The sequence below is a fragment of the Snodgrassella alvi genome (assembly GCF_002777425.1).
GTDB lineage: Bacteria > Pseudomonadota > Gammaproteobacteria > Burkholderiales > Neisseriaceae > Snodgrassella > Snodgrassella alvi_B.
This window is the reverse complement of sequence record NZ_MDVC01000091.1, coordinates 73,242-90,686: the sequence shown is the minus strand read 5'-3', so window position 1 is coordinate 90,686 and position 17,445 is coordinate 73,242. Positions and strand designations below refer to the sequence as shown.

Below are 17,445 nucleotides of genomic sequence, written 5' to 3'. Positions count from 1 at the left end.
TTACTTTTCATAGTGTAAACAAAGAATGGTAGTGAATTTCACTTTATTTAAACAAAAAAAAGGAGTATTTTTATAAATTATCACATTTATATCATAGATAAACCATGCACCATATTGACAAAGTGGACATGAAGATACTGTCCTTACTACAAAAAAACGCTCGTACCACCATGACCGAACTGGCCGACAAGGTAGGATTGTCCACTACTCCCGTCACCGAACGGGTACGGCGACTGGAACGAGAAAACATCATTACCGGCTATCACGCACGCCTGAATCCGCGCGCCTTAAACCAGAGCCTGCTGGTGTTTGTGGAAATCAAACTGCGTTCCAAATCCGGCAATATTTTTGAAGATTTCCGCCGTGAAGTACTGACCATTCCGCAAGTACTGGAATGTCACCTGATTTCCGGCGAATACGATTACCTGATTAAAGTACGCCTGCCCAATATGCATGCATATCGCAACCTGCTGGGCAACATTCTGTTGCAACTACCGGCCGCAGCCGAAAGCCGCAGTTATGTTGTTATGGAGGAAGTAAAAGAAGAACAGATGTTACACCTGGAATAAATGCCGGCTGTATTAAGTGCTGGCCAGATTAATCACAGTCTGTATTATTTATTAGCCTAAATAAAATTCACCAGTAACACCGTCTCATTATCTAGCTGTGCCATAGCCTGCTTGAGAAACAGTTAAATAAACATAGCTCGGGCGCACACTCTACCGTAACAACAATAACTATAATTCCTCTTAGCCAGAAAAAAACCACTTTTCTGGCAACTTGCTATAGTCTACGTCCTAATTGCCTTAATAACTGTTTCAATGCTGATGAATGTCTAGTTTTCGGCCACAGTAATCTATTGGTAAGACAACTGCTGCTGTTTATAGCTAACAGTTTCAATCAGTGAATAACGCCTAAGCACATCCTAACCAGGCAGTGCTAGTTATGCCAGCAACAAATACAAGTGTCGCGCAACAACCTAATTTACTTCCGGCAATAACTTGCCTTGCCGCATCGCCCCGACCTCTGGCGTAATAATAAACATAAGTGCACAGAAACAATTTTCAGTACTTTAAAATCAGCTTGATAGACCCTGTTAAGCAACCATTTAACAGAGCCATCCATGGATTTATGTATTGTAATCATTCAGCCTGCATATGATATTAAAAAATGTAGAGCACGATGCTTCCTACTGGCCTTGTGTGTAAATATCGGCATCAATGACATGAATTGCAACACGAAATAAATCGCTAATATCTTTTGCATAGGGTGTTTGATATTGCATCATCTGTACATTTATCATTTACGTCAATTATTCAGTTTTACCATCAGCCAGCCAAATTTCAATTATCCGACTACAATTATTCACCTAAACTGTTCAGAATGACCGAAGCCTGCTGCACACCATCTTCAGCCACAAAAATATGGTCATGATAATAGCCAGCTACCACATTACAGCTGATATTCTGCTGCGCCAGTGCATGCGAAAATGCTGCTGTCAGTCCTACTGCCGCCAAAGAAGAATGCACTTTTAAGGTAATCCAGCCAGCAACATATTCATAGCCGAACTGCTGTGCATCTGCCACAGCCTGCGGCAGAATCAGTAGCACCCTCACTTTCCTGTATGGTAGCCACAGCAGCGTCCAGCAATGCCGGTGCTGGTTGCTGCACAGTACAGAACACATATTTCCCCGGATTATGCTGCGGCGCAGCCGATTGCAGCAGAATTCGCAGATTCTGTTCACCAGACATCGTCATTTCCTGCTAAAAATGTAAAACATTTATCCTAGCAATATTTATTTTCAGACGATAGCACCGCCAACCTTCCAATCAACAAGACACTAGATATGCAGACAAGCATGAGCAACAATCAGCTAAAGCAATTTGTTTTCAGATAACCCAGATAAAGTTGCCATGCAGCATTCCGGCATGACCAGACATATATACCGTAGGCATAAAGAAAAATAGATAAAAAAATGCGCACACGGTTAAGTGTGCGCCAAGTCTACAAAGGAGAAATAGAGGAGAAACTGTTAAACCAACTAGGAGCTGATTTAACGAAGCGAATTATGCATCAAATACGCATGCATGGCAAGTCATATTTTGTATTATTTCGACAAAATAGAGTTATTTTAATTAAAAATGCCGCAAAATTGATTAACTGCACCTATCTGGCGCAGTCAAAAACACCAAAAAATGCTTTATTCAACCACAACTTAGCCAGAATAATGTCTTTATCTGCCAGAATTACCCCTTGCAGTACTTTTTTTTCCAATTCTGCCAGTCTTCGCGTATTTTCTGTGCTTTGGCAAAAAAAGCAGTCAACTTCTGCGCATCACCCTGTTGCAAACATTGTTGCAAATACACCAGCTCTTGCTGTTGCTGCTGTAATAGATCAGCCAGCACCTTACGATTGGCCAGACAGATGTCTGTCCATATCTGCGGATGACTAGCCGCAATCCGCGTAAAATCACGGAAACCACTACCGGCAAACTGCAACAACTCATCTGCATTCGCTGCTTCAGCCAGCTGGTGAACATACGCATAAGCCAGCATATGTGGCAAATGACTCACCGCTGCAAAAATCGCATCATGTCTAGCTACATCCAGATGATAAATCTGCGCCTGTACTGCCTGCCACATCGCTATTACTGCCTGCAATGCTGTTTCATCCTGATGTTCATGCGCACAGATAATGCATTTTTTCTGGGCAAACAGGCCAAATTGTGCCGCCAGTGCACCATGCCGGTCGGAACCAGCAATCGGATGAGCTGCAACACAGCGCGGATAGTGATGCGGTAGCTCAGATGCAAAAGCCTGTAATGCCAGCTGCTTCGTACTGCCCACATCGGTAACAATACACTGTTCAGGCAGATATGGCGCCAACTCACGACAGATGAGGGGCAATGTATTAACCGGCGTAGCAATCAGCACCATATCAGCATCAGCCATACTCTCTGCATTAATCCGAGTATAAGCACAATCAATAACACGCCGCTCTACCGCCCGAGTCAGATTATCTGTATCGATATCAACACCAACTACTTTGTCTACCAATCCGGCACGTTTTAAATCCAGTGCCAGCGAACCACCAATCAGGCCTACCCCAATTAGCACCAGCCTGTGCATACTCATATTAGGAAACACCCCACACAAACCATCATCCTAGCATCCGGTTCATTTACATTGATAGTCAACTTGAGCTGCCCCATGCGGCCAGAAATTCCTGCCAGTGTGGTGCCTGTTGTCCGTTCAGATAAGCTTTCAGACAACGGATTTCCTGCTCGTACTCATCCGCATTCAGAAATCCACGCAACAGATTAAAGCGCAAATACATTAAATAAGTATTGGCCGCATCGGTTTCACAATAATGCCGAATCTGCGCCAGCTCACCCTGCTGATAGGCCGCCCATACCTTACTGCCATCCATGCCTAGCTTACCCGGGAAACCACACAGCTTGGCCATGTCATCCAGTGGCACACAGGCACGTGCCTGATATAAGGAGAGTAAATCCATCAAATCACAATGGCGCGCATGATAGCGACTGATATAATTATTCCATTTAAAATCGCGGCTGTCGCCAAAATCCCCCTCCCCCATATCCCAGTAACGCGCAGCACTGATACCATAAATCAGGGCACGATAATGCAATACCGGCAAATCAAAACCACCACCATTCCAGCTTACCAGCTGTGGCGTATGAGTTTCTATCAACTCAAAAAAACGCGCAATCAGTGTTTCTTCACTGTCTTCAGGTATGCCGATACTACCAATATGGATTTTATCCGCACCCCAGCGCATACAGCATGATATGGCCACCACCTGCTGCAAATGCAGCTGCATAAAATCATTACCACCAGTTTTAGCACGTCGCTGCTGCAAGGCAAATTCCACCACATCTGCATCACTTACTTCTGCCGGCAAATGATTCAGCACACGAATACCGGCTACGTCTGGAACGGTTTCAATATCGAAAGCCAAAATCGGAGTCATGGCATGTATTCACATTAGTTAACAAACAAGTATTGTGGCATGAAGCCAGTAGCCACGCCAACCGTTTCACAAGCAAAACAACATTACATACCCGGCTCAATTGCCTTATACTCAACAACTAACAAGCAGACTATACAACTATGGACACTCAGTGCAGCTATCGCGACAACAGATTGCAGCCTGTCTGGTTTCGTAACTGAACAGCAGCAAAATAGCGACAGTTTTCACACAAATCCTTTTATGCAATCCACCGCTTGTGCATAATAGCAGCATATAATTTCAAATCATTCATTAACCATTAACTAAAAAGTAAAAGCCTTTCAATATGAAAAAATCCTACTTATGGCATTGGCTTACCCCCCTGCTCACCATACCTTTAATCGCATCCTGCGACGGTACACCAGTACACAATACCGGTTCAGCAGCCAGTGCCGCTTCTGGCATCAGTGCATCCGCTGCCAGTAACACAACAACTGAAACCAGCCAGACTGTCGATGCCAATACCAGTAAAAAACTTAGCGACAACCTGATAAAAAAAATGCAAAAAGCATTCAAAGGTCAGGAATTAAACATACAGAATATCTATACCACCCCATTTAAAGGTATTTATGAAGTTGTAATTACCGGTAATCAGATTATCTACACCGACGAAAATGCCGATTACATCATGCTGGGCAACCTGCTTGACCTACAACACCACAAAAATCTAACTGAACAGCGTTTAAGTGAATTGTCCAAAGTAGACTTTGACCAACTGCCGCTGGATAAAGCCATCAAAGAAGTTCGCGGTAATGGACAACGTATAATGGCCGTATTTTCTGACCCTGATTGCCCGTTCTGTAAAAAGCTTGAAGAAGAAATCGCCCAGATTGATAACGTTACTGTCTATACTTTCCTGATGCCCGTACCCGAACTGCACCCGAATGCACAGAACAAATCAGTACAGATATGGTGTCAGAAAGATCGCACCACAGCCTGGACTGCCTGGATGCGTCATGGCAAAGAGCCAGCTAGCGTAGCCAATTGTAACAATCCAGTAGCTGAAACCATGAAACTGGGGGACAAATTCGGCTTTAATGGTACCCCTACCATGATATTCCCGAATGGTAAGACTATTTCCGGCCTGATGCGTAAAAACGATTTAGAGCAGGAATTGAACGACAACCAGAAATAACCAACATCTATAGCAAAAAGCAGCCAGTTATGGCTGCTTTTTTTATTCTATCCATAATCCAGTACAGCCTGCATATTGCTCATAGCCATAGCATTTATCAAAATCAGCATTAACCAACCCATTCACAGCATCTGAATATATTCTCAACTGTCATTGCCGTCATAACAGTTGCCGCAACAAATTTCAGAAATTATGATTAATTATTTCTAAAATTCAGCTCAATAGCCATGTATAGCGTTCAGCGTGTTTACCTCTACCAGCACCAGCAACCGGCCGTATTAATTGACCGCCTGTGGCCACGTGGTATCAGTAAAGCCCAACTAAGCACAGTGGAATGGATTAAGACTATTGCACCTTCCAGCCAGCTACGACAATGGCTGCATCAAAATCCGGCCAGTCGCTACAGCGAATTCTGTCATCTCTATCAGCAGGAACTGTGTCAGCCACAACAGCAGCAGGCATTGCAAACACTGCAACAACTGCATCAGCAGCACCAGCAATTATGGCTACTAACCGCAGCTAAAGACATTGCCCACAGCCATATACCTGTATTACTGGCGCAATTACAGGCATAAAGCGAAAGTTTGCACCACTCTTCCCAATCCGCAAAAGACGGTTGTATCTGTTTGCTAAATAATGTCTGGCAACATTAATCTGGACGAACACATCTCAGTTTACAGTTTTACCAACTTCACATATGTTTCAGCCTGCCAGACAAATAAAAGCGCCCTGAAACAACATTTCAGGGCGGCTATAGTTAATTATTCAGTTCAACAAACGAATACTGATCAAGCTGCATCTTCACTAGCTTGGGAGCGTAGCAAACCAATCAGGCGCACAATGCGCTCTTTCAATTCACGCCGGTCAACAATTTGATCGACTGCCCCTTTATCCAGCAAAAATTCCGCACGCTGGAAACCTTCAGGCAAAGTCTCGCGCACCGTCTGCTCAATCACCCGTGGACCAGCAAAACCAATCAGCGCATTCGGTTCGGCCAGCACTACATCACCAATAAAGGCAAAACTGGCTGATACCCCGCCCATAGTCGGATTAGTTAATACAGAGATAAACGGTAGTGACTTTTCAGTAAGCAGATGTAATGCAGCACAGGTTTTGGCCATCTGCATCAACGAATTCAAGCCCTCCTGCATCCGTGCACCACCAGAAGCAGCCACACAGATAAAGGTACAGTTATGTTTCACCGCCTCACGCACACCGCGCACAAAACGTTCACCCACAACCGAACCCATTGAACCACCGATAAAGTTGAATTCAAACGCAGCCACAACCACCGGTACACCATTCATGGTGCCACGTACCACCACCAGCGCATCATCTTCCTGTGTCAGCTTGCGTGCTGTACTCAGGCGATCAGTATATTTCTTACTGTCACGGAACTTCAGAATATCAATCGGCTTAATGTCAGCACCGATTTCATACTGTTTAGTCTCATCCAGCATTATCTGGATACGTTCACGTGCCGAAACTGGATTATGATGTCCGCATTTCGGGCACACTTCCATGTTTTTCTTTAAATCCGTGGCATATAAAGTTGCCGCACAAGACGGGCACTTCTGCCATAATCCTTCAGGGATACCTGCGGATTTGGCCACAGGATCTTTTTTAATCTTGGGTGGCAGGATTTTATCTAACCAACTCATTTTTTCATTCCCGGTTATTTGCCGGCAGCCTGTAACAGGCTACCATGCAGAATTAGGACTCTGCGCAGATTATTCCAGCGCCTGCCTGAGCTCGGCAACAACAGGTGCCAGAGCCTCAGCCTCACGACCAGCATGCTCGGCTATCGTCTGCACAAAGCGGCTGCCAACGATTACCGCATCTGCTATCGCCCCGATACGACGGGCACTGTCGGCATCACGAATACCAAAACCCACACCAACAGGCACCTGAATAAACTGGCGTAAATGATCAATTTTACGCGAAACTTCAGCCGTATCCAACTGTGATGAACCAGTCACACCCTTGAGAGACACATAATAAACAAAACCACTGGCTCTGCTGCCAATCAGCTTAATCCGCTCATCTGTTGTGGTTGGTGCAATCAGAAAAATACAGTCCAGCCCATTTTTCTGTAACTGTACATACAAATCATCAATCGCCTCTGCCGGGCAGTCTACTGTCAGCACCCCGTCCACACCAGCCTGTGCAGCAGCCTGTGCAAAGCGCTCATAGCCCATATGATAAACCGGATTCAGATAGCCCATGAGAACCACCGGCGTAGTCTGATTTTCCTGCCTGAACTGGGCTACCACCTGCAATACATCTGCTAAAGACACATGATTGCGCAAAGCACGTTCAGTTGCCGCCTGAATAACCGGCCCATCCGCCATCGGGTCAGAAAAGGGCACGCCCAGCTCAATGATATCTGTACCACTGGCAACCAGCGTCTGCATCAATTGTAGTGTTGTGGCCAGGTTCGGATCACCACAAGTGATATACGACACCAGAGCAGTGCGACCATGCAGCCGCTCAAACGTCTGTTGAATTCTACTCATTTTCGTTCTCTATTCATTCCCGAACACATCAGTGGTGTTTCCAGACAACTACCATGCTGTCGCCCCTTGCAAGCAGCCGGATATTGACTGCCTGCAACACCACCAGTGCTGATTGTCATAGCCTGCATCATAACATGCAGTAGCGGCACAACCCTTAATTTTTCATTGCCTGCACCGGCGCTGGCACACGCCCGCCACGATTAATAAATACCTCACAGGAACCGGATTTCACAGGCATGACCGGAGCCCGGCCAAGCAGACCACCAAACTCAACATAATCGCCTACATCCTTACCGGTTACCGGAATAACCCGCACTGCCGTGGTTTTGCTGTTAATCAGGCCGATAGCTGCTTCATCAGCAATAATGCCTGCCAGCGTACTGGCCGGTGTATCCCCCGGCACGGCAATCATATCCAGCCCTACCGAACACACCGCCGTCATCGCTTCCAGCTTGTCCAGCGTCAACACACCAGCTTCTACTGCCGCTATCATGCCTTCATCTTCCGATACCGGAATAAACGCGCCACTCAGCCCCCCGACCGCACTGGAAGCCATCATACCGCCTTTTTTTACCGCATCGTTCAGCAAGGCCAGCGCCGCCGTTGTTCCATGAGTTCCGCAGACACTTAACCCCATTGCCTCCAGAATCCGGGCGACACTGTCACCTACAGCCGGCGTTGGCGCCAGTGACAAATCCAGAATACCAAACGGAATACCCAGCATCTTACTGGCTTCATGCCCAATCAGTTCCCCCACACGGGTAATCTTGAAAGCAGTTTTCTTCACCAGCTCGGCAACTTCAGTCAAAGACAGGCCTTGCGTATTCTGCAACGCAGCGCACACCACACCCGGGCCAGATACGCCAACATTAATCACACAATCCGCCTCACCTGCACCATGAAAAGCACCGGCCATAAACGGATTATCTTCTACAGCATTACAAAACACCACCAGCTTGGCACAACCAAAGCCTTCCGGCGTTATTGCTGCCGTCTGCCGGATGGTTTCACCCATCAGCCGGACTGCATCCATATTGATACCGGCACGGGTAGAACCGATATTTACCGAACTGCATACCACATCAGTACAGGCCATGGCCTCAGGAATGGAACGAATCAGCACCTCATCCGCAGCACTCATACCCTTATGTACCAATGCAGAAAAACCACCGATAAACGAAATACCAATAGCCTTTGCTGCCTTATCCAGCGTCTGCGCAATCGAAACATAAGAATCCGCACCAGTAGCCGCACCAATCTGCGCAATCGGCGTTACCGCAATGCGCTGATTCACAATCGGCACACCATATCTGGCAGACAACTCAGTTGCCGTCTGCACCAGATTTTTACCAACCCGAGTAATCTTGGCAAAAATCTTCTCATTCAGCCGATTAATATCCGTATCAATACAGTCATGCAAATCAATGCCAATAGTTATCGTACGGACATCGAAATGCTGATCAGAGACCATGCGTACAGTCTCCAGAATTTCATTATTCTGAATAGAAAACGACATAAACAACTCCTAAATCCGGTGCATGGCATTAAATAGAGCCTCATCCTGCACACGGATGTGCAAACCCCGTTTTTCACCCTCACTATCCAGAAATTCACTGAACTGCAAACGCGGCAAAGTACACCGTTCCGTGTCCAGCAAAATAATCATAGTGAAATAATCATCCATTAACTGCTGGCTGATATTCATAATACTAACCTGATGTTCTGCCAGCAGCGTAGCCACCTCAGCAACAATACCAATACGATCTTTACCAATCACTGTCATCACAGCATGATTAGACATACACAATCCTATTCACAATAACAATTACAAACCAGAGCAAGCCATACAAACCACTTGCCCGGCCAGCACCAAACCGGCCGTACAGACCTAAGACATACGTTCACATTTAAATAACAGCGCACACAGCAAAATCAGCAGCGCAATCGCGCCACCCAGCAGCGCCACCCCACTCCAGCCATAATGTGCATAAGCCATAGCAGAAGCAAGCGAGCCGAGTACCCCGCCAATAAAATACATGCTCATATAGCCAGAAGCAATCCGGCCTTTCAGTGCTGGATCTGAACGATAAATCAGCGACTGATTACAGATATGCAAAGCCTGAATAGCAAAATCCAGCAGTATCACACCACCAATCAGCGCCCACAAATGTATTCCTCCAGCATATAACAGCGCCCAGCTAAGCAGAAACAACAGTGCACACACCACCGTCATCGCATAAGTGCGGCCTTTATCAGCCGCCCAGCCGCCCACATTCGAACCAAATATCCCCAGTGCACCAAATAAACCAAACAGACCAATCGTACTTAAACTGAAATAATAAGGAGCATGACTCAGCAACAGCGTCAGCGGTGTCCACAACACCGAAAACAGGCAGAAATCTAGCGCTCCCAACACACCACGCTGACGCAATAACGGCGTACGCCATAACAACGACCATACCGATACCAGCGTCTGCCAGTAGCCTAGCGCACTGCGCTCACGCTGCACATGAGGCAACTTCCATTGCAAAAGCAAAGTCATTAGCAACAGCATAGCCGCACCCAGCACATAGACCATGCGCCAGCCCCACCAGTGAGCAACCAGACCAGAAAAAGTACGTGACAGCAGAATGCCAAGCAATAGCCCACTCATCAGCGTACCAATCACCCGTCCGCGCTGCTCCGGAGCCGTCAGGCTGGCCGCCAGCGGCATCAGTATCTGCGCCACCGTACAAAAAGCCCCAACCAGCAGCAAGCCAGCAACAAACAGCCATAAACTTGGTGCCAGCACAATCAGCAGTGCACTAATACTCACCACCGCATACAACGACACAATCAGCTTTTTGTTATCCAGCAAATCACCCAGCGGCACCAGAAAAATCAGTCCAAGCGCATAAGCCAGCTGTGTCAGCGTAATCAGCATCCCGCTACTGGCCACATCAAGACCAAAATAGCGTGCCATTACCTCAATCAGCGGAAACACATAATAATTACTGGCCACCGCCAGACCGATGGCCAGAGCCATCAGAAAAATCTGCACAGAAGACAGCTTAATACTCTTATTCATACACACAACAAATAATTATTATCTGGCCTCCAGCATAGCGCAGTAACCCGAATAATCACAGATTAATTCCATCCAGCCGGGCTACCGTATTGATATCCTTATCGCCGCGGCCAGACAGATTCACCAGAATTACCTCATCCTTGCTCATCTTCGGCGCATTGGCCACCGCCCAAGCCAGCGCATGGCTAGATTCCAGTGCCGGAATAATACCTTCCTGATGGCACAGCAAATGAAAAGCTTCCATGGCTGCCTCATCACCCATTGCTTCATACTGCACCCGGCCAATATCATGCAGCAGACTGTGTTCCGGGCCAATGCCCGGATAATCCAGACCGGCAGACACAGAATGAGTAGAAACCACCTGCCCATATTCATCCTGCATCAGATAGCTGCGAAAACCATGCAATACACCCATCGGGCTGCGTGAACTGATAGGCGCCGCATGCTGATGCCCGGATAAACCCAAACCACCAGCCTCAACCCCAACCAAACGAGTTTCAGGCACATTAATATAAGGATAAAACAAACCTATGGCATTTGAACCGCCACCGACACAGGCCACAGCCACATCGGGCTGCCGGCCAATAGCTTCCTGCATCTGCGCTTTCGCTTCATTGCCAATAACACATTGAAAATCGCGCACCATTTCCGGATAAGGCATTGGACCTGCTGACGTACCAATAATATAATAAGTATCATCTACCCGCGCCACCCACTCACGCAAAGCTTCATTCATAGCGTCTTTCAGAGTACACGAACCAGAATCCACCCCTACTACTTGCGCACCCAGCAGCTTCATCCGGTATACATTCGGTGCCTGACGCTGGATATCCTCCGTGCCCATAAACACCGTGCATTCCATACCAAAGCGTGCCGCTACCGTAGCCGAAGCCACACCATGCTGGCCAGCACCGGTTTCAGCAATCACCCGCTTTTTACCCATCCGTTGCGCCAGCAAAGCCTGGCCAATCGTATTATTAATCTTATGTGCACCAGTATGATTCAAATCTTCCCGCTTCAGATAAACCTGTGCCCCACCCAAATAGGTAGACAGGCGACGGGCATGGTAAACCGGGCTGGGACGACCCACATAATATTTTAAATCCTCATGGTACTGCGCCCAGAACGCCGGATCAGCCTTCGCTGCATAATAAGCCTGTTTTAATTCAGTTAAAGCCGTAATCAGCGTTTCCGACACAAACAGCCCACCATGCTCACCAAAAAAACCCTGTTCATCTGGATAGTGATAATTTTCCATATTTCATTCCATTGAGCAACAATTTACCCGCAAAGTAAAACTATTCAGCCATATTAACATTTTTTAAATTCATTATCCTGTTATCCATACTCAAGCCAGAATAAATAAAACCATTTCACCCAGCCAAATAACAACAAAATCCCAGTTACCGCCAACCTGACAGTTGACTGACAACGGGGATTTACCCATATCTGCTTCAAGTGCACGAATAATTCAGATTAGCAACAGCCGAAACAGTATTTATTCAGTCTGAATACACGCACTATAGCAAACATGCATAATTAAAAAAATTTAGTTACTGGTTTTGCGATATCTGATACCCAAATCTCTGGCCAGCTTCTTGGCTAGATCATCCATCTTCTTAGCATTGGTATTACCATATATCGAAAAATACTCAAACAACAAAATTTTTTGTCTTTCTTTTGTTGCAGTTAAAACCAGATTAACCGACCTGCCCGTTAAAATACTACCTTTCTTAATTGTCGTCAGCATACTATCAGATGATAAACAATAGCGAGTTTCACCTTTGATAGCATCGCTGATAGTTATGGTTTTTTCTGCTCTGTTAAGAATAATATATTTTGCTACTCTGCCTTGACTTTGATTACATTGATACCAATGGAAAAGAAATAATAGCGAAAATACTAGAATAATCAGAAAAAAAATCAAATCTCCACTAGAATTATGGTCACTGAAATAACAGCCTGCACTAAGGGCTACGTAACCTGATCCCCAAAAAATATAATTTTCTTTATCACTTTTTAATACTTTGTCAGTAATTCTATATTTTAAAAAAGGATAGACAGGCCACTCAATAATATTCTTGTTATGCTTCAAATTATTATCGATTGTATTAAAAACCTCTTTAGCATTACAGTCAAAATATCGAATACCTAAATCTTTTGCTAATAACGCCGCTACAGCATTCATCTTTTGTTGTAAGTCTTTTGAATAGTAACCACCGTGGTATTCCAATAAAAGAATATGTTTATTTCGTTCTGGTATGGATAAAAACAGATTGATTGTCTGAGGGCGTCTATAATCCATATTATTGTATAAAGCATATAAATTCCAGTTGCTTCGCAGCTGATATTGCTGTTTATGTCCATTGACAGTGACTATCGTCAGCAATTTCCGATACCGATCCAGAACAACATATTGTGCTAGCTCAATTGGCCTGCTTCTAATATTTAACAATACAAAACATATAAGAAACCCAGAGCTAATAATAACAAGCCAACAAGAAATCCAATCTGTAGCAGTCAACCCACTTTCTGAAATCTTTTTCAGAAACATATTTAAAAAAAGCCCATAACCAATAAACAATATCATAAACAAATAAAATGCATATGACTGATCCCTGAGATGCCAATCATCCCTTTTTCCTTTCAGTTTAGGATATACTGGCCATTGTAAAATTGATTTATTATTTTCCAGCTCCTCCCGAATCTGCTTAAGAATCTGTCGCGAATTTAACCTTTGTCGTTTCTGCCCTATCTTTACATTATTCCAATTCACCAATAAACTCCCTTTAACTGGTATTAAAACTAATTAATTTAAACAATTGAATTTCTGTATCAAAGCAATCTAACTATTATTTTTCTTTAATCAATACCCCAATAGCATATCTTATTAAGATTATTGAAATCTTCTAATTTTAACTGGAATAACATTTACCACAATTCAAGAGAACACTAGAATTTGGATATTTCCATAAAATAAAGACATAAATTACTTATACTATATATATAAACTATTGTTGCAACTGCTCAAGTAGCTTAGCTGATAATTTTGCCACACCTGATACCCAAATCGCCAGCCAAAGCTTGCATTTGCGCTACCGGAACATAACGCTAAATACCCAAATACACCAACAGCACTACCTTTTTTCGCATTCTAGTTGCAGGTAGCAGCAAATTAACTGATTCTCAGATTCAAATATTACTTTGAACAGCTACGTTTTACGCACCGAATAAGCCAGATAAACATTGAAATTTATCAATACAATGGTAAACAATACAAAAAACCGCATTCAGCATAGTTGTTGCAACATAGGTATCAAACAAAAAGCAGGCACAAATACAGTAATTTATAACAAGCATTGCAGCCAACAAACAGCCGTACCTTAATTCACTCTCAAACAGATTATCTTTTCCTTGTAAATCAGCGTATCCTTGCCATTGCAGTATTATTTGTTCATGCGCCGACTCTTCCCTGATAGTTCTGAGCACTTGTTATACTCTGCGTATTATTATCATCTCCCTTGTCCGAAGCCTGCGTAGCCAAATACCACTAATACTCAATATATTTTATTGATAACATAATCCCGTGCACGGATAATATTCAATTCTTTAGCAAGAATATCTGCCACCTCAATCAATTGTTTCAAAGCGTCAACGTCACAGAAGAAATATTCAAACAGGATCTCAGCAGTTTTCAGATTTTCATCCTTGATTACTAGCCTGCCTCTGCGCCAAAGTGGTGGTTTATATGATGAAACTTTACGCCCATAAGGTAAAGCACACTCAACTCGGATAAAATAATTATCGGTAAGCTGGTGCTGCCTGATCGCATATTGCTCATTGCTTACTGTGATCGTTCTATTTTTACGATCTAGGCTGACTAAATGAGACTCCTTTATAGCACAGGTTTTCTTATTATTATGCATCCATATCGCATAAATAATGATTGAAATAAACAATACTACAATCGAAAGACTATAAATAAAAAGTAGCTCAGCGATAAAATACAAACTAAATATAATTACATTCCAAATACTAAAATACTGGCCTGTCCATTTAAATAATTTAGAAAATCTTACCGGACAAGATTGCCACTCAATTATCGGCTTTTCTGACTGCACATCTGCTTTCATCTGTAAAAAAACTTTATGCTCTGAAAGATTCATTCTTCCCCTTATTTTTTGACATTCTACCCATAACAAAACCGTGAAATTTAACTAACTAGCAATTAAAATGTACACAACTGTTATTAATACATAACTCTTATAGCATAGCAATCATATCAGTACAGCAACAAGCTGAGCAGAGGATAAAACAAGCAGCATAATTAAAATATTTACCAACAAGAAAATATAAAATCGGTGTGCATTTTAAATCGATTAATTAAATTTATTCTGAACAAGAGCGTTAAGAAGCAGCATAAGCATATTCTTATAAGATAATAAATATTTTCTGGAGCTACAGTATAAATGTTAGTCCACAGACAGCCCAAAACCATTAATTGCAGCCATTAATGCCTGCATCTTTTGCCCATCCTTAATTCCGGCTGTGATTTCCACACCACTGGACACATCCACAGCCTGCGCATGACTTTGCCTAATCGCAGAAGCAATATTTTCCGGTTTCAGGCCGCCAGAAAGAATCCATGGCCGATTTAGCTGCCGCGGCAATATCTGCCAATCGAATGTCTGCCCCGTACCACCATACTGGCCAGCGACAGCAGCATCAAACAATAACGCGCGCGCATCCGTATACGTGGCAATAGCAGCTTCAATATCACCCGTATTGCACACTCTTATTGCCTTAATATACGGGCGTTGAAACTGGCGACAGAATTCAGAACTCTCATCGCCATGAAATTGCAATACATCCAATGGCACATGCATCAATACTTCCTGTACCTCGACCGCACTGGCATTAACAAACAAACCGACTACCGTGACAAACGGCGGTACAGCACGCGCAATTGCCTGTGCCTGTTGCAGAGTGACATGCCGTTTGCTGCCAGCAAAAAAAATCAACCCGATGGCATCCACGCCTAGCCGTGCAGCCAGCAGTGCATCTTCCACCCGCGTCATCCCGCAAATCTTGCTCCGAATTTTCATATCTAGCCCTTTTAAAATCAGCCGGCTACAAGCCGTATTAACTCAGATGCGGCCATAGCCACACCGGCAGAGTTGCCGTAGCTATCCCCCATTGTTGCGGGTAATCTACACCAGTAAGATACAGCCCATCAGGCATAAACGTTGGCGGTGCCAGACGGCGGCTTTTCGCGGCCACCAATTGAGCAAAACCGGCCACACTCAGCTTACCGGCACCTACATACACCAGTGCGCCCACAATATTGCGTACCATATTGTGCACAAAGGCACTGCCATGAAAATCAATCGCCATCAACTCAGGGCTGCCAGCAAGGCTTAGCTCATATAAGGTTTTTACCGGTGACTTAGCCTGACAGTCACTGGAGCGGAAACTGGAAAAATCGTGTTCACCAATCAGCATCGCCGCGGCTTCACGCATCAATTCCATGTTCAGCGGATAGTGAGTCCAGCCAACCCGCCCACGTAATTGCGGCATACGTACCCGACTGGATTCCAGCATATAGCGGTAGCGACGTCCATACGCATCAAAGCGGGCATGAAATTCAGCAGCTACCGGCTGTGCTTTCACAATACGGATATTCTTATCCATTGCCGTATTCGTCCCGCGCAGCCAAGCTTCGGCACTACGCTGTGCATGAGTATCAAAATGTACAATCTGTCCTGTGGCATGAACACCGGCATCCGTGCGGCCAGCCACCACAACATTAATCGGTTCTGCCGCAATAGCGCTTAAGGCTGCTTCCAGTACCGACTGAATGGTATACAAACCATCCGGCTGCTTTTGCCAGCCATGAAATGCACCACCATCATAAGCCAGTGTTAATGCCCAACGCTGCATGGGTTGATTGTCATCAGCCATCATCGCCGGTTGTTCTACTACATTAGCAGCCATTGCTCTTCCTAATTCACACTAATTTACGCCAACAGAATGCATTATTATCGCATAGCCATTAACTGCTTTCACACCTATAACTAATCCGGCTATTGCTTAAACTGACGCTATACTACTGGCTTAATGTCGACTCATTTTCCTGGCTTACACAATATTGAATACAGAAGAAAAACCCTCCTCACAAGCCAGCGCACTTTCGGCCTGTAAAAAACTATTCCGCTGGCTACAGGAATACACTCGCAGCACAGATGCGTCTATCAAACAACGCCAAATACCTAAAAAAGACCTGTGCTTACCCGATATCACCTCCGAAACGCAAATAAATGGCTTACTGTCGATTCCAGATACTGATACTGCTTATGGCGTGCGCAACAATATATTACTTGAAGTCATGTATACAACAGGCTTGCGTATCAGCACAGCCGTAAACCTGTACATTTAAACAAAATTGACCCATAAAACGGTTTATCAGGCACCATCATTAAAGATAACAAACAAAAAATAGTACCTCTTGGTAAAAAGCCAGAGACTGGTTACAGTATTGCTTTAACCAGTGCAGCCCAATCCTACCGCCGGTTGCGCCTGCGGTGCTAAACTCGTCAGCCCACAAAACATGCCATAACTTACCAGCTAGCAATGGGTGATTGTAAGCAAATATATTAAAAAAGCAGGTATTCACCATTTTAAACCTGTACGGAAT

The 17,445-nt window shown here is 44.6% G+C and carries 18 protein-coding genes; 4 read left to right on the top strand and 14 right to left on the bottom strand.

Annotation, left to right across the window (positions count from 1 at the left end; all coding sequences use genetic code 11):
- The first annotated feature begins 104 nt into the window (after positions 1–104).
- The gene (locus tag BGI33_RS08560; protein ID WP_100090793.1) at positions 105–569 is read left to right on the top strand and encodes an Lrp/AsnC ligand binding domain-containing protein; all 465 of its coding nucleotides are present in this window, start codon (positions 105–107) and stop codon (positions 567–569) included.
- A 792-nt stretch (positions 570–1,361) separates the two neighbouring features.
- Here BGI33_RS08560 and BGI33_RS13475 read toward each other — a convergent pair.
- The 4 genes from BGI33_RS13475 to BGI33_RS08545 all read right to left on the bottom strand — a co-directional run bounded on the left by BGI33_RS13475 (position 1,362) and on the right by BGI33_RS08545 (position 3,994).
- The gene (locus BGI33_RS13475; RefSeq protein ID WP_218965175.1) at positions 1,362–1,610 is read right to left on the bottom strand and encodes an ACT domain-containing protein; all 249 of its coding nucleotides are present in this window, start codon (positions 1,608–1,610) and stop codon (positions 1,362–1,364) included.
- Entirely contained in the window at positions 1,558–1,752 is a 195-nt protein-coding gene (locus BGI33_RS13470) for an ACT domain-containing protein (protein ID WP_218965174.1), read from the bottom strand. The genes BGI33_RS13475 and BGI33_RS13470 overlap by 53 nt, the downstream gene beginning before the upstream one ends.
- 495 nt (positions 1,753–2,247) lie before the next feature.
- Complete coding sequence (locus BGI33_RS08550; RefSeq protein ID WP_100090792.1) at positions 2,248–3,135, bottom strand: prephenate dehydrogenase; 888 nt, start codon at positions 3,133–3,135, stop codon at positions 2,248–2,250.
- A 58-nt stretch (positions 3,136–3,193) separates the two neighbouring features.
- The gene (locus BGI33_RS08545) at positions 3,194–3,994 is read right to left on the bottom strand and encodes a 3'-5' exonuclease (RefSeq protein WP_100090791.1); all 801 of its coding nucleotides are present in this window, start codon (positions 3,992–3,994) and stop codon (positions 3,194–3,196) included.
- A 325-nt stretch (positions 3,995–4,319) separates the two neighbouring features.
- Between BGI33_RS08545 and BGI33_RS08540 the strand changes: the two genes are divergently transcribed.
- The gene (locus tag BGI33_RS08540) at positions 4,320–5,168 is read left to right on the top strand and encodes a DsbC family protein (protein WP_100090790.1); all 849 of its coding nucleotides are present in this window, start codon (positions 4,320–4,322) and stop codon (positions 5,166–5,168) included.
- 227 nt (positions 5,169–5,395) lie between these two features.
- Positions 5,396–5,743: a DUF488 domain-containing protein gene (locus BGI33_RS08535; protein ID WP_100090789.1), complete on the top strand. Its 348-nt coding sequence runs from the start codon at positions 5,396–5,398 to the stop codon at positions 5,741–5,743.
- A 213-nt stretch (positions 5,744–5,956) separates the two neighbouring features.
- Here BGI33_RS08535 and accD read toward each other — a convergent pair whose 3' ends face one another.
- The 10 genes from accD to truA form a co-directional block, all read right to left on the bottom strand.
- On the bottom strand, positions 5,957–6,829 hold the full coding sequence (accD, locus tag BGI33_RS08530) for an acetyl-CoA carboxylase, carboxyltransferase subunit beta (protein WP_100090788.1): 873 nt from the start codon (positions 6,827–6,829) through the stop codon (positions 5,957–5,959).
- A gap of 69 nt (positions 6,830–6,898) precedes the next feature.
- Positions 6,899–7,684 (bottom strand): tryptophan synthase subunit alpha, encoded by a 786-nt coding sequence (gene trpA, locus BGI33_RS08525; RefSeq protein ID WP_100090787.1) that lies wholly within the window; start codon positions 7,682–7,684, stop codon positions 6,899–6,901.
- 154 nt (positions 7,685–7,838) lie between these two features.
- Complete coding sequence (locus tag BGI33_RS08520; RefSeq protein ID WP_100090786.1) at positions 7,839–9,200, bottom strand: PFL family protein; 1,362 nt, start codon at positions 9,198–9,200, stop codon at positions 7,839–7,841.
- 9 nt (positions 9,201–9,209) lie between these two features.
- Entirely contained in the window at positions 9,210–9,485 is a 276-nt protein-coding gene (locus tag BGI33_RS08515) for an ACT domain-containing protein (RefSeq protein ID WP_100090785.1), read from the bottom strand.
- Positions 9,486–9,572: 87 nt separating this feature from the next.
- Complete coding sequence (locus tag BGI33_RS08510) at positions 9,573–10,751, bottom strand: MFS transporter (RefSeq protein ID WP_100090784.1); 1,179 nt, start codon at positions 10,749–10,751, stop codon at positions 9,573–9,575.
- 55 nt (positions 10,752–10,806) lie between these two features.
- Positions 10,807–12,009, bottom strand: a complete 1,203-nt coding sequence (gene trpB / locus BGI33_RS08505; RefSeq protein ID WP_100090783.1) for a tryptophan synthase subunit beta — start codon at positions 12,007–12,009, stop codon at positions 10,807–10,809.
- Between the two features lie 291 nt (positions 12,010–12,300).
- Complete coding sequence (locus BGI33_RS08500; protein ID WP_100090782.1) at positions 12,301–13,527, bottom strand: hypothetical protein; 1,227 nt, start codon at positions 13,525–13,527, stop codon at positions 12,301–12,303.
- A 781-nt stretch (positions 13,528–14,308) separates the two neighbouring features.
- Positions 14,309–14,917: a hypothetical protein gene (locus BGI33_RS08495; RefSeq protein ID WP_100090781.1), complete on the bottom strand. Its 609-nt coding sequence runs from the start codon at positions 14,915–14,917 to the stop codon at positions 14,309–14,311.
- 306 nt (positions 14,918–15,223) lie between these two features.
- Positions 15,224–15,856: a phosphoribosylanthranilate isomerase gene (locus BGI33_RS08490; RefSeq protein ID WP_100090780.1), complete on the bottom strand. Its 633-nt coding sequence runs from the start codon at positions 15,854–15,856 to the stop codon at positions 15,224–15,226.
- A 37-nt stretch (positions 15,857–15,893) separates the two neighbouring features.
- Entirely contained in the window at positions 15,894–16,745 is an 852-nt protein-coding gene (gene truA, locus BGI33_RS08485) for a tRNA pseudouridine(38-40) synthase TruA (protein ID WP_257379333.1), read from the bottom strand.
- 154 nt (positions 16,746–16,899) lie between these two features.
- On the opposite strand from truA, the gene BGI33_RS08480 reads away from it, so the two are divergent.
- Positions 16,900–17,187, top strand: coding sequence for a hypothetical protein (locus BGI33_RS08480; protein WP_100090779.1), 288 nt, complete (start codon positions 16,900–16,902; stop codon positions 17,185–17,187).
- Positions 17,188–17,445 lie beyond the last annotated feature (258 nt).